Origin of the sequence: Hydrogenophaga taeniospiralis, assembly GCF_020510445.1 — a bacterium.
Taxonomy (GTDB): Bacteria; Pseudomonadota; Gammaproteobacteria; order Burkholderiales; family Burkholderiaceae_C; genus Hydrogenophaga.
This window is the reverse complement of record NZ_JAHBAG010000001.1, coordinates 2,395,892-2,408,848: the sequence shown is the minus strand read 5'-3', so window position 1 is coordinate 2,408,848 and position 12,957 is coordinate 2,395,892. Positions and strand designations below refer to the sequence as shown.

The 12,957-nt window shown below is 66.8% G+C and carries 13 protein-coding genes; all 13 read right to left on the bottom strand.

Features of this window, described 5'->3' with window-relative positions:
* A complete protein-coding gene (locus KIH07_RS11525; protein ID WP_226492100.1) occupies positions 1-540 on the bottom strand; it encodes a DUF4399 domain-containing protein in 540 nt (179 codons plus the stop codon).
* Positions 541-560: 20 nt separating this feature from the next.
* On the bottom strand, positions 561-1,577 hold the full coding sequence (locus tag KIH07_RS11520; RefSeq protein ID WP_226492099.1) for an NADP-dependent oxidoreductase: 1,017 nt from the start codon (positions 1,575-1,577) through the stop codon (positions 561-563).
* Between the two features lie 33 nt (positions 1,578-1,610).
* Positions 1,611-2,036 (bottom strand): PaaI family thioesterase, encoded by a 426-nt coding sequence (locus tag KIH07_RS11515; protein ID WP_226492098.1) that lies wholly within the window; start codon positions 2,034-2,036, stop codon positions 1,611-1,613.
* Positions 2,037-2,828 (bottom strand): SDR family oxidoreductase, encoded by a 792-nt coding sequence (locus tag KIH07_RS11510; protein ID WP_226492097.1) that lies wholly within the window; start codon positions 2,826-2,828, stop codon positions 2,037-2,039. It abuts the gene before it with no gap.
* A gap of 24 nt (positions 2,829-2,852) precedes the next feature.
* The gene (locus KIH07_RS11505; RefSeq protein ID WP_226492096.1) at positions 2,853-4,676 is read right to left on the bottom strand and encodes an acyl-CoA dehydrogenase; all 1,824 of its coding nucleotides are present in this window, start codon (positions 4,674-4,676) and stop codon (positions 2,853-2,855) included.
* 14 nt (positions 4,677-4,690) lie between these two features.
* The gene (locus KIH07_RS11500; RefSeq protein ID WP_226492095.1) at positions 4,691-5,659 is read right to left on the bottom strand and encodes a Bug family tripartite tricarboxylate transporter substrate binding protein; all 969 of its coding nucleotides are present in this window, start codon (positions 5,657-5,659) and stop codon (positions 4,691-4,693) included.
* A gap of 49 nt (positions 5,660-5,708) precedes the next feature.
* Positions 5,709-6,026, bottom strand: coding sequence for a hypothetical protein (locus tag KIH07_RS11495; protein ID WP_226492094.1), 318 nt, complete (start codon positions 6,024-6,026; stop codon positions 5,709-5,711).
* Positions 6,027-6,103: 77 nt separating this feature from the next.
* A complete protein-coding gene (locus tag KIH07_RS11490) occupies positions 6,104-7,459 on the bottom strand; it encodes an acyclic terpene utilization AtuA family protein (RefSeq protein WP_226492093.1) in 1,356 nt (451 codons plus the stop codon).
* Between the two features lie 63 nt (positions 7,460-7,522).
* Positions 7,523-7,924: a PaaI family thioesterase gene (locus tag KIH07_RS11485; protein WP_226494689.1), complete on the bottom strand. Its 402-nt coding sequence runs from the start codon at positions 7,922-7,924 to the stop codon at positions 7,523-7,525.
* Between the two features lie 48 nt (positions 7,925-7,972).
* On the bottom strand, positions 7,973-9,148 hold the full coding sequence (locus KIH07_RS11480) for an acetyl-CoA C-acyltransferase (protein WP_226492092.1): 1,176 nt from the start codon (positions 9,146-9,148) through the stop codon (positions 7,973-7,975).
* Between the two features lie 33 nt (positions 9,149-9,181).
* Complete coding sequence (locus tag KIH07_RS11475) at positions 9,182-11,290, bottom strand: 3-hydroxyacyl-CoA dehydrogenase NAD-binding domain-containing protein (RefSeq protein WP_226492091.1); 2,109 nt, start codon at positions 11,288-11,290, stop codon at positions 9,182-9,184.
* Positions 11,291-11,394: 104 nt separating this feature from the next.
* Entirely contained in the window at positions 11,395-12,090 is a 696-nt protein-coding gene (locus tag KIH07_RS11470; protein ID WP_226492090.1) for an ABC transporter ATP-binding protein, read from the bottom strand.
* 13 nt (positions 12,091-12,103) lie between these two features.
* Positions 12,104-12,898 carry an ABC transporter ATP-binding protein gene (locus KIH07_RS11465; protein ID WP_226494688.1) on the bottom strand — a complete coding sequence of 265 codons (795 nt, stop codon included), beginning with the start codon at positions 12,896-12,898 and terminating at the stop codon, positions 12,104-12,106.
* Between the last annotated feature and the right edge of the window lie 59 nt (positions 12,899-12,957).

Here is a 12,957-nt window from a genome sequence, read left to right as displayed (position 1 = left end):
TCACTTCACCGTGATCGTGATGCGCTCGCTCATGACCACCGGGTGGTGCGGGATGTGGTTCTGGTCGCCCAGCACCAGTTGCAGGGTGTGCTGACCGGGCTTGAGTTCGAGCGAGGTTTCGGTCTGGCCGGCGCCGAAATGCCGGAACTGCTCGTTGGCCGGCAGCGGTGCATTGGCATCCCATTCGCTCACGTTCACCAGCAGGTGGTGGTGGCCCGTGCCCACCTTCTCGATGCCGGCCGGTGCCACCCCCATGCCGCTCAGGCCGAACACCACCTTCACCGGACTGCCCACGGTCATGCCGTTGCGCAGATTCACGAAGTACAGCCTGGCCCCCGCAGGCGCCTCGACCTTTTTGTAGCCGGACGACAGGGTGGGCATGCTCGCCGTGACCTTGGCCTGTGCGGGAGGCGCGGTTTCGGGCGACATGGCGCCGTACCCCTTGCCGGTGTGGTGTTCACCGCGTTGCATGGGATGCCCGCAACCCGCGAGTGCGAGGGCAGCGGCGAGAACGGTGATGGCAAGGGGCGTGTGTGACATGGTGTGCTCCTGGAGGGTGTTCAAATCAGTTTCACCAGCTGTTTACCGAAATTCCGGCCCTTGAGCAAACCCATGAAAGCCTCGGGGGCTGACGCCAGGCCCTGCGCCACGGTTTCGCGCGGGCGCAGCTTGCCTTGGGCGACCAGCGTGCCCAGCTCGGTCAGCGCCTCGGGCCAGACTTCCATGTGTTCGCTGACGATGAAACCCTCGATCTTCAGGCGGTTGATGAGGATCAGCGCCGGGTTGGTCAGCGGCAGCGGCGCGCCGTCGTAGCCGGCGATCATGCCGCAGACCGCGATGCGGCCGAAGGCGTTCATGCGCAGCAGAACGGCGTCCAGAATCATGCCGCCCACGTTCTCAAAGTAGCCGTCGATGCCATCCGGGCAGGCTTCCTTGAGGGCCTTGGCCAGGGAGTACATGTCCTTGTGCTGCTTGTAGTCGATGCAGGCGTCAAAGCCCAGCTCTTCGACCGCGTACTGGCACTTGTCCGGCCCGCCCGCGATGCCCACCGCACGGCAGCCCCGCGCCTTGGCCAGCGCGCCAAACGCACTGCCCACGGCGCCGGTGGCCGCGCTCACCACCACGGTGTCGCCGGCCTTGGGGTTGATGATCTTCACCAGGCCGTACCAGGCGGTCACGCCCGGCATGCCGACCGCGCCCAGGTAGTACGAGAGCGGCACGTGCGTGGTGTCCACCTTGCGCAGGGCGCCGGGATCGCCGGCGTTGACCACGCTGTATTCCTGCCAGCCGCCCATGCCCACGACCTTGTCGCCGGGCTGGAACTTGGGGTGCCTGGACTCGGCGACCTCGCCCACGGTGCCGCCGATCATGACCTCGCCCAACGGCTGGGAAGCCGCGTAGCTCTTGCTGTCGTTCATGCGCCCGCGCATGTACGGGTCCAGGCTCAGGAAGTGGTGGCGCACCAGCACCTGGCCCTCGGCGAGGGCCGGGGTGTCGGTGGTGACGAGCTTGAAGTTGTCGACCGTGGCTTCGCCTTGCGGGCGGTTGTCGAGCAGGATCTGTTGGTTGGCGGGCATGGGTGTCTCCGGTGGTTTGAGGGGAATCGACGTTCAGTCGGTCTGGATGGTGTTCAAGCCCTGCGTGGTTTTCCCCACGGGCAGGCGCGGCACGAACTTGAAGGTGCCGGTGGCGTGGGCGCAGAGCTTGCCGCTGGCGTCGAAGATGCTGCCTTCGGTGAAGGCCATGGTGGCGGTGCGGTGCAGCAGCTTGCCTTTGGCGAGCAGCGGCCCTTTGGCCGCGCGCATGAAGCTGGTTTTCATCTCGATGGTGACGCAGCCCATGGCCGGCTCCACCGAACGCGCGGCGTGCGCCATGACCACGTCGAGCAGCGTCATGCTGGCGCCGCCGTGCACCACGTTGAAGGAGTTTTCATGCTCGGGCCGGGGCGCGAAAGCGATCTGCGCCTCGCCGCCCTCGAACGTCTGCAGTTCGAAGCCGAGCAGCTCGACAAAAGGGATATGGACCGAGAACTCCACTCAACCTCCGGTGATCACGGACACGCCACCATCGACGGCCAGCCACTGCCCCGTGATGTGTTTGCCCGCATCCGACGCGTACAGCACAGTCAGGCCCTTCAGGTCTTCGTCGTCGCCCAGGCGGCGCAGCGGGGCGTGGGAAGCCAGCTTTTCTTCGCCCATGGCCTTCAAGGTGCCCTGCGTCATCTTGCTCGGAAAGAAGCCCGGGCAGATGGCGTTGACGCGGATGCCGTGTTCGCCCCACTCGGCGGCCAGCGCGCGGGTGAAGTTGATCACGGCGCCCTTGGAGGTGTTGTAAGCAATGGTCTTCATGCCGGAGGGGTTGCCGCCCAGGCCGGCGATGCTGGCGGTGTTGATGATGCTGCCCGCGCGGCGCGGAATCATGCTGGCCTTGGCGATCAGCTGGCTGAGCAGGAAGTAGCTGCGCACGTTGAGGTTCATCACCTTGTCCCAGGCTTCGAGCGGGTGGTCTTCGGCGGGCGCGCCCCAGGCCGCGCCGGCGTTGTTGACGAGGATGTCCACGTCGCCGACACGCTGCAGGGTTTCGCTGGTGAGGCGGCGGATGTCTTCTTCGAGCGAGCAGTCGGCGGCGATCCAGCGCGCGTCGATGCCGGCGGCCTGCAGCTCGGCCGTGGCCTCTTCGAGGTCGGTGGCCTTGCGCGAGCTGATCACCACGCGGGCGCCGGCTTCGCCGAGCGCGTGGGCCATCTGCAGGCCCAGGCCACGCGAGCCGCCGGTGACGAGGGCCGTCTTGCCCTTGAGGTCAAAGAGTTGCTGGATGTTTCGGGTCATGTGGTGTCTCCTGTGGATGGTTGTTCAGAAAGCGGCTTCGGGCAGGCTGGCGCAGGTCTGGTCGCGCGCGCTCACCACCTGCAGCCAGGCGCCGATTTTCGGCAGTTCGTAATGGAAAAAATAACGCATGGCGCCCAGGCGCCCGGTGCGCGCAGGCGATTCAGCCGAGGCCTGCGCCGCGAGCGCCACGTCGAGCCAGATCCAGGCCAGCACGGTGTGGCCAAAGGCCTGCAGGTAGGGCACGGCGTTGGCCAGCGCGTCACCCGGGTCGCCGGTGGCCCAGCCGGCTTTCGTGGCCGCGCCCACCTGCGCCAGCGCCTGGCCCAGCGCGCTGGCGTGCGCCGCGAGTTCGGGCACCTGGATCGCGCGTTGAATGGTGGCGTTGATGCGGCCGGCCAGCAGCTGCAGGCCCTTGCCGTTTTCCATCAGCACCTTGCGGCCCAGCAGGTCCATGCCCTGGATGCCGTGCGTGCCTTCGTGGATCATGTTGAGGCGGTTGTCGCGCCAGTATTGTTCCACCGGGAAGTCGCGCGTGTAGCCGTAACCGCCGTGGATCTGGATCGCCAGCGAATTGGCTTCCAGGCACCATTCGCTGGGCCAGCTCTTGGCGATGGGCGTGAGCACTTCGAGCAGCAGGCGTGCGTCGTCGGCGGCCTCGGGCGCCCCGGTGTGCTGTTCGTCCACGAGGCGGGCGCAATACAGCTCCAGGGCCAGCGCGCCTTCGCAGTAGCTCTTCTGCGCCAGCAACATGCGTTTCACATCGGCGTGTTCGATGATGCGCACCTGGGGTGCGGCCGCGTCTTTTCCCCCAGCTGAAACTGGGCGTCCTTGCGGCCGGTTCTTCGCATAGTCGAGACTCGCGTGGTAACCGGCCATGCCCAGCATGGTGGCCGCCATGCCGACACCGATGCGGGCCTCGTTCATCATGTGGAACATGCACTGCAGGCCCTTGCCGGGCTGGCCGACCAGATAGCCCACCGCGCCGGCTTCACCCCGCACCGGGTACTTGCCTTCGCCGAAGTTCAGCAAGGTGTTGGTCGTGCCGCGCCAGCCGCACTTGTGGTTCAGGCCGGCCAGCGCCACGTCGTTGCGCTCGCCGGTGAGTTGGCCTTCGGTGTCCACCAGTTTCTTGGGCGCGATGAAGAGCGAGATGCCTTTCACGCCAGGGATGAGCTTGCCGTGTTCGTCGGGGATCTTGGCCAGCACTAGGTGGATGATGTTCTCGGTCAGCTCGTGTTCGCCGGCCGAGATCCACATCTTGTTGCCCTTGAGCCGGTAGCGCGGGCCCAGCGGGTCGGCTCCGCTGCCCTCGCCGTCCGGCACGGCCCGCGTCGTCACGTCGCTGAGCGACGAGCCGGCCTGCGGTTCACTCAGGCACATGGTGCCGGAGAAGCGGCCACTGAACTCGTTGAGCGCGAACACGCGCTTCTGAGCCTCGGTGCCGTGCTTCATCAACAGGTTGGCGTTGCCCGTGGTGAGCATGCCGCTGCCGATGCTCACCGAGGCCATGGCGAAGAAGGCGTTGGCCGCCGCCTCCACGGTGTAGGGCAGCTGCATGCCGCCAATCTCGTAGTCCTGCGCGGCGCTGAGCATGCCGCTCTCGGCATAGGCCTTCTGCGCGTCGTGCGTGGCCTGCGGCAGGATCACCTTTTCGCCATCGAAATGCGGCTCCTGCGTGTCCACCAGCCGGTTGAAGGGCGCGTACTTCTCGCGCGCGATGCGCTCGCAGGTGTCGAGCACGGCGTCGAAGGTTTCGCGGCTGTGGTCTTTGAAGCGCTCGCGCTCGCTGAGCGATTCGGCGCCCAGCCAGTCGTGCAGCAGAAAGTCGATGGTGGGACGAAGACTCATGGCTCTACCGGCTCTTATTGCGGTTCGATCTTCGCGTCCTTGATGGCCTTGGCCCACTTGGCGGTTTCGGTCACGCTGCGCTTGGCCAGGTCTTCGGGGGTGCCGGGTTCGACCGCGAAGCCGATGCCGGCGAAGCGGTCCTGGATCTCCTTGCTGCTGGCTGCGGCGTTCACCGCCTTGTTGAGCTTGGCCACGACATCGGGCGGCGTTCCTGCGGGCGCGAACACCGCGAAATAGGCGATCAACTCGTAGTCCTTCAGGCCCAGGGCCTCGTTCACGGTGGGCAGCTCGGGCACGGCCGGCGAGCGCTTGCTTGAGGTGACCGCCAGGCCGCGCACCTTGCCGGCCTTGACCTGCGGCAGCATCACCGCGAAGTCGGCGCTGAACATCTGCACCACGCCACCGATCAGGTCGGTCATGGCGGCGGGGCCGCTCTTGTACGACACGTTGGTGAGCTGGATGCCGGCCATGCCAGCCATCATCTCGGTGGACACGAGTTGCGAGGTGCTGGCGCTGGCGAAGTTGATGCTGCCGGGCTTGGCCTTGGCCATGTCCACCAGCTCTTTCAGCGTCTTGGCCGGCACGTCGTTGTTGACCGCCATGATCAGCGGCACCGAGCCCATGTAGGCCACGGGCGCGAACGCGGTGTCCTGGTCGTAGGGCAGCTTCTTCATCAGGCTCTTGAGCGCGGCGTTGGTGCTGTTGGTGCCGATCAGGATGGTGTAGCCGTCGGGTGCGGCCTTGGCCACCGCGTCGGCCCCCAGCAGGCCGCTGGCGCCGGGCTTGTTGTCCACCACGATGGTCTGCCCCAGCACCTCCTGCATCTTCAGCGCGAAGGCGCGGCCGATGGTGTCGGTGGCGCTGCCCGCGGCAAAGGGCACGACCGCCTTGATGGGGCGCTCGGGCCAGGCCTGGGCGAAGGCGGTGGATGACAACGCGAGCACGGCCACGGTGGCGGCGATCAATCGGACAACAGGCTTCATCGGAGTCTCCTTCTGGTGGGTTGTGAAAACAGGTTCGGTCTCAAGTCTCTCAAAGCGGCAAGTCCAGCACGGCCGCGCTCAGGGTCTTGCCGTGGGCGTCGAGCGCCAGCGAGCGCGTGACGCCGCCACCCAGGGCATCGAACATCACGAAATGCACGGCGCCCAGGTGCGGCAGGGTGTAGCGCTGCACGGCGCCCTGCACCACGCCCGCGAAGTGCGCGCGCACCCGCTCGGCGGTGAGCAGGCGCTCCAGCTCAGGGTAGTCTGCCGGGTTCAGCGCGATCACGCTCAGCGTGGCGCGGTTGCCCTTGTCGCCCGAGCGGGCCAGGGCGATGTCGCGCAGGGTGCGGCGAGATGTTGCCCCCACGCTTGTCACTTCGTGTACTGCGCTGCCCCCCGAGGGGGCGCGAGCTTGCTTGGGGCGGCCCGGCGCGGCGCTCGTGCTCATACCGTCCACTCCAGAATGTCGCAGCGGGCATGGACGGCCGAACGCGGCACCAGGGCCGAGGCCGCGGCGATCACCTCGCGCACCGACTGCGTCACACCGCCGCCGCCGGCCGGGCCATTGAGGTAGAGCGCCTCCACCTCCTGCCCCACCGCTTCGGCCTGCGCACGGTTGGCGCAGCGCACCGCCAGACGCACACGAACCTCATATGGCTCGCGGTCCAGGCCCAGCTGCGGGCCGTGCATGGCGTTCACGCCGATCAGCTCGGCGCGGTGCTCCAGACCGCTGAGGCCATGGGACAGCGTGGCGTCCTGCAGGCGCTGGCGCAGGATGGACAGCGCCAGCTCGCCACGCGCCCGGGCGCCCGGGCCGGCGTAGGAGATCTGGCCCTCGCCGATGAAACCGTCGCGGTAGCCCAGCGTGGCTTTCAAATGTTCAGGGCGCGCCTGACCGCTGGCGCCCTGTGCCTGCACGCGGTCGGGTGCCAACTCACTGAAACGCACTTGAGAAAAGTCCCCAACCACATCGGCCTGCAGATAATGCGCCGGGTCTTCCACTTCGTAGAGCAGTTGCGCGGTGCAGCTGAGCCGGTCCACGCGCCCGCCGGTGCCCGGCAGTTTGGTGACGACCACGCTGCCATCGGCAGACACCTCGGCCAGCGGGAAGCCCACGCGGTGCAGGTCGGGCACGTCCACGTGGCCCGGGTCGGCCAGATAGCCGCCGCTGACCTGGGCCGCGCATTCGAGCAGATGCCCCACCAGCAGGCCCTGGCCCAGGCGGTGCCAGTCGTCCGGAGCCCAGCCGAAATGCGCCATCAGCGGCGCAACGAACAGCGAAGGGTCGGCCACGCGGCCGGTAATGATCACGTTCACGTCCGCCTGCAACGCGGGCAGCAAGGCGTCGGCGCCGAGGTAGGCGTTGGCGGAGATCAGGCGACCGTCCAGACGTCGCACCGTGTCGGGCGAATCGATCAGCGGCGCGTCGTTCGCCTGCATCCAGGGCAGCACGTCGTCGCCCGTCACCACCGCCACGCGCAGGCGCGACAGGCCCAGTTCGCGCGCCACGTCCAGCACCGCCTGCCCGGCCGCCATCGGGTTGGCGGCGCCCATGTTGGTGATCACCGTCACCCCGTTGCGCACGCAGGCCGACAGCACGGCGCGCATGCGCGCCTGGAGCATGGGGTCGTAGCCGGCCTGCGGATCGCTGGCACGGCGCAGTTGGGCCAGGGCGATGGTGCGCTCGGCCAGGCACTCGAACACCAGGGCATCGAGCTCGCCGCGCTCGGCCAGATCCAGCGCGGGGTCGATGCGGTCACCGGCGTAGCCGGCACCGGAGCCGATGCGGTAGGGGGTCATCAAGGCAGTGTGTCTCGGTTTGCGAGCGCGAGCCATGGGGTGAACCCCGGCGCCACCGCTCGCTCAGGCCGTGGCCGCAGGCAACGCGGCGATGGTGCCCTGCGCCACGGCACAGAGCTTTTCTTCCCCGTCTTTCACCACGAACACATCGCAACGGCAGACCGCCTGCGACTTGCCCGTGTGCACCGCGTGGGCGCGCGCGATCAGGCGCTCGCCGATGGCCGGGCGCAGGTAGTTGATCTTGAACTCGGAGGTGACCACCGGCACGCGCAGCGCCGTGCCGCCGGCGTAGGTGAGCGCGTTGTCGGCCGCGTAGCTCACCACACCACCGTGCACGAAGCCGTGCTGCTGCTTGATCACCTCCGTGATCGGGACATGCAGTTCGCAATGCCCCGGCGAGAGCGCCGCCAGTTCGGCCCCAATGAGCGTGGAAAAAGGCTGCGAGGCCAGGACCTCGCGACCCATCGCCAGAAACACCTCGGGGCTGACGGTGACGTCGCTCACCAGAAGCCCTTACAGAACTTCAAAGATGCCCGCCGCACCCATGCCGCCGCCGATGCACATGGTCACGCACACCCGCTTGGCGCCGCGGCGCTTGCCTTCGATCAGCGCGTGGCCGGTCAGGCGCTGGCCCGACACGCCGTAGGGGTGGCCCACGGCGATGGCGCCGCCGTTCACGTTGAGGCGGTCACCCGGAATGCCCAGCTTGTCGCGGCAGTAGATCACCTGCACGGCGAAAGCTTCGTTGAGTTCCCAGAGGTCGATGTCGCTCACCTTCAGACCCAGGCGCGCGAGCACCTTGGGAATCGCGAACACCGGGCCAATGCCCATTTCGTCGGGTTCACAACCCGCGACCGCAAAACCCAGGAACCGGCCCAGCGGTTGCAGGCCACGCTTCTCGGCCAGGGTTTCGTCCATCACCACGCAGGCACCGGCGCCGTCGCTGAACTGGCTGGCGTTGCCCGCCGACACCAGGCCACCCGGCAACGCCGAGCGCAGGCCGTGGATGCCGTCGAACGTGGTGCCGGCGCGGATGCCTTCGTCGTTCTCGACCGTGACCTGTTTGGTCATCAGGCCCATGACCTTGTCGGCCACACCGGCGGTCACGGTGATGGGGGCGATCTCGGCCTTGAACAGGCCGGCTTCCAGCGCGGCCGTGGCTTTCTGCTGGCTGGCGGCGCCGTACTCGTCCATGGCGTCGCGGCCGATGCCGTAGCGCTTGGCCACCTGCTCGGCGGTCTGCAGCATGTTCCAGTAGATCTCTGGCTTCTGCTTTTCCAGCGCCAGGTCCTTGAGCATGTGCTGGTTCATCTCCTGCTGGACACAGGAAATGCTCTCCACACCACCGGCCACATACACCGAGCCTTCGCCGGCGATGATGCGTTGCGCGGCCAGGGCGATGGTCTGCAGTCCGGATGAGCAGAAACGGTTGACGGTCATGCCCGATACCGTGATGGGCAGGCCGGCCTTGAGCGCGATCTGGCGCGCGATGTTGGCGCCCGTGGCGCCCTCGGGGTTGGCGCAGCCCATGATCACGTCTTCGACTTCGGCGGCGTCGATGCCGGCGCGTTGCACGGCATGCTGCACGGCGTGGCCGCCGAGCGTGGCGCCGTGGGTCATGTTGAAGGCGCCCTTCCAGCTCTTGGCCAGGGGCGTGCGGGCGGTGGAGACGATGACGGCGTTGGTCATGATGGAGTCCTCAATTCGTTGTTCGTGCGGTCATCAAAAGGTTTGGCCTTCGGCGGCGAGGCGGGCCAGCAGCGGTGCGGGCTGCCAGAACTTCGCGTCGTCCAGCGGGTTCTTGGCAAAGCGCTTCATGGCCTGGACCACGTTGAACAGACCGACCTCGTTGGCGTAGTTCAGCGGGCCGCCGCGGTACACCGGGAAGCCGTAGCCGAAGATGTAGACCACGTCGATGTCGCTGGCCTTGTTGGCGATGCCCTCTTCCAGGATGTGCGCGGCCTCGTTCACCAGCGAGAACACCAGGCGCTGCACGATCTCTTCGTCGGAGATCTTGCGTGGCGTGATGCCCAACGCCTTGCGGTGGTCTTCGATCATGGCCACCACCTCGGCGTTCGGAACTGCGTCGCGCTTGCCTTCGACGTAGTCGTACCAGCCCTTGCCCACCTTCTGGCCAAAGCGGCCTTTTTCGCACAGCAGGTCGGCGGTCTTGCTGTACTTCATGTCCGGCTTTTCCTGGTAGCGGCGCTTGCGGATCGCCCAGCCGATGTCGTTGCCGGCCAGGTCGCCCATGCGGAACGGGCCCATGGCCATGCCGAACTTCTCCATCGCCTTGTCCACCTGCTCGGGCGTGCAGCCTTCGTCGAGCAGGAAACCGCCCTGACGGCCGTACTGCTCGATCATGCGGTTGCCGATGAAGCCGTCGCAGACGCCGGAGACCACCGCCGTCTTCTTGATCTTCTTGGCCACCGCCATCACCGTGGCCAGCACGTCCTTGGCGGTGGCTTCACCACGCACCACTTCCAGCAGCTTCATCACGTTGGCCGGGCTGAAGAAGTGCAGGCCCACCACGTCCTGCGGGCGCTTCGTGAAATGGGCGATCTTGTTGACGTCCAGCGTGGAGGTGTTGGAGGCCAGGATCGCGCCGGGCTTCATCACGCGGTCGAGCTCCTTGAACACCGCTTCCTTGACGCCGATCTCTTCGAACACGGCCTCGATCACCAGGTCGGCCGAGCCGATCTCGTCGTAGCTCAGCGTGGTGGAGAGCAGGCTCATGCGCTGCTCGTACTTGTCGGCTTTCAGCTTGCCCTTCTTCACCTGGGCTTCGTAGTTCTTGCGGATGGTTCCGATGCCACGGTCCAGCGCGTCCTGCTTCATTTCCAGGATCTTCACCGGGATGCCGGCGTTGAGGAAGTTCATGGTGATGCCGCCACCCATGGTGCCGGCGCCGATGACGGCGACGGACGCGATCTCGCGCTTGGGCGTGTCTTCCGGCACGTCGGGGATCTTGCTCGCGGCGCGCTCGGCCGTGAACAAATGGCGCAGCGACTTGCACTCGGGCGTCCACATCAGGTTGATGAAGGTCTCGCGCTCGAAGGCCATGCCGTCGGCGAACTTCTTCTTGGTCGCGGCTTCCACCGCGTCCACACACTTGGCGGGCGCCGGGAAGTTCTTCGCCATGCCCTTGACCATGTTGCGCGCGAACTGGAAGTAGGCGTCGCCGTCCTTGTGTTTGCAAGGCAGGTTGCGCACCAGCGGCAAGGCCGAGCCGTCGGCGTGTTTGGCGGCCACTTCACGGGCAAAGGCCAGCGCCTCTTCGGCCAGCGACTCGGGCGAGGCGGCCAGCTTGTCGAACAGTTTCTGGCCGGGCAGTTGTGCCAGCATCTCGCTCTTGACCGGCTCGCCGCTGACGATCATGTTCAGCGCGGCTTCCACGCCCAGCACACGCGGCAGGCGCTGCGTGCCACCGGCGCCGGGGATCAGGCCCAGCTTCACCTCGGGCAGGGCCACGTTGCAGCCGGGGGCCGCGATGCGGTAATGCGCGCCCAGCGCCAGTTCGAGGCCACCGCCCATGCACACGCTGTGCACCGCCGCGACCACCGGCTTGCGGGTGTTTTCCACCGCCAGGATCACGCTCAGCAGATTGGGCTCCTGGATCGCCTTGGGCGAGCCGAATTCGCGGATGTCCGCGCCGCCCGAAAACGCCTTGCCGGCGCCGGTGAGCACGATGGCCTTGACGGCGGCATCGTTCTCGGCCTTCTCCAGCCCGGCGGTGATGGCCTGCCGGGTCGACAGCCCCAGGCCGTTGACCGGCGGGTTGTTCAGCGTGATGACGGCCACATCGCCGTGGACCTGGTACTCAGCGGTCATGGAATCTCCTCTGTTGGATACGGGGAAAACGGTTCAAAAAACGAACGGTCGTGCGATTTTAGGGAATTTGTGCGGTGCGGCAAGTGCCACCTGTCGCAAGCGGGTCAGACCTCCAGCCACTCTTTTCTGGTGTACGGGTCGGCTCTGAGCGTTTCCGGCGTGCCGTGGAACACGATGCTGCCGTGGCCCATGACGAAGGCGCGGTCGGAGATGGCCATGGCGATGGTGAGCTTCTGTTCGATCAGCAACACCGACACGCCCCGGGCCTTGAGCTTCTGCAGATATTCGCCCACCAGCTCCACGATCTTGGGCGCCAGGCCCTCGGTGGGCTCGTCGATGATGATCAGGTCCGGGTCGCCCATGAGCGTGCGGCACAGCGTGAGCATCTGCTGCTCGCCGCCCGAGAGCACGCCGGCTTCGGTGTGCTGGCGCTCCTTCAGGCGCGGGAACATGGCGTACATGTCGTCGAAGCTCCAGCGGGCATCCTTGCCCTTTCCCTTCTGGCCCAGCAGCAGGTTCTGCTGCACGGTGAGCTTGGGGAAGATGTCGCGGTTCTCGGGCACGTAGCCGATGCCCAGATGCGCGATCTCGAAGGACTTGCGGCCCCGGATCTCCTGCCCCTTCCACCGGATGGAGCCCTCGCACTCCACCAGCCCCATGATGGCCTTGGCCGTGGTGGAGCGGCCCGAGCCATTGCGTCCGAGCAGGGCCACGATCTCGCCCTGGCCCACGTCGAACGAAGCGCCGTGCAGCACGTGGCTCTTGCCGTAGTAGGCGTGGAGGTTTTCGATTTTCAGCATGGTGCGTCCCTTCTCAGTGGCCGGCGGAGGCTGCCTGCTCGTCGGCGAGCACCGAGCCCAGATAGGCTTCCTGCACCTTCGGGTTCGCGCGCACCGCCTCGGGCGTGTCGAAGGCGATCACCTCGCCGTACACCACGACGGCGATCTTGTCGGCCAGGCCGAACACCACGCCCATGTCGTGCTCCACGGTCAGCAGCGTCTTGCCCACGGTCACCTCGCGGATCAGGTCGATGAAGCGGCTGGTCTCGCTCTTGCTCATGCCGGCCGTGGGTTCGTCGAGCAGGATCACGTTGGCGCCGCCCGCGATGGTGATGCCGATCTCCAGCGCGCGCTGTTCGGCGTAGGTCAGGTTCATGGCCAGGGTGTCGTGCTTCTTGTCGAGCCGGATCATCTTCATCAGCTCGTCGGCACGCTGATTCGCGTCGTCCATGCCGGCCAGGAAGCGGAACAGCGTGTACTTGTAGCCCAGGCTCCAGAGCACGCCGCAGCGCAGGTTCTCGAACACGCTGAGCTTGGGGAAGATGTTGGTGATCTGGAAGCTGCGCGAAAGACCCAGGCGGTTGATCTCGAACGGCCGCTTGCCGTCGATGCGGTGGCCGTTGAGCAGCACCTCGCCGCTGCTGGGCTCGAAGCGGCCCGAGATCAGGTTGAACAGCGTGGACTTGCCCGCGCCGTTGGGGCCGATGATGGCCACGCGCTCGCCGGGGCGCACCGCGAGGTCCACCCCGCGGATGATCTCGGTCTTGCCGAAGCGCTTGCGCAGGTCGCGCAGTTCCAGCGCGTAGCCACCGGCATGCACATGGCTCATGGTCTTGTCGTGCGGCTGCATGGGGTTCGCGGTCGCTGTGCTCATCGTTGTTCCTCCGC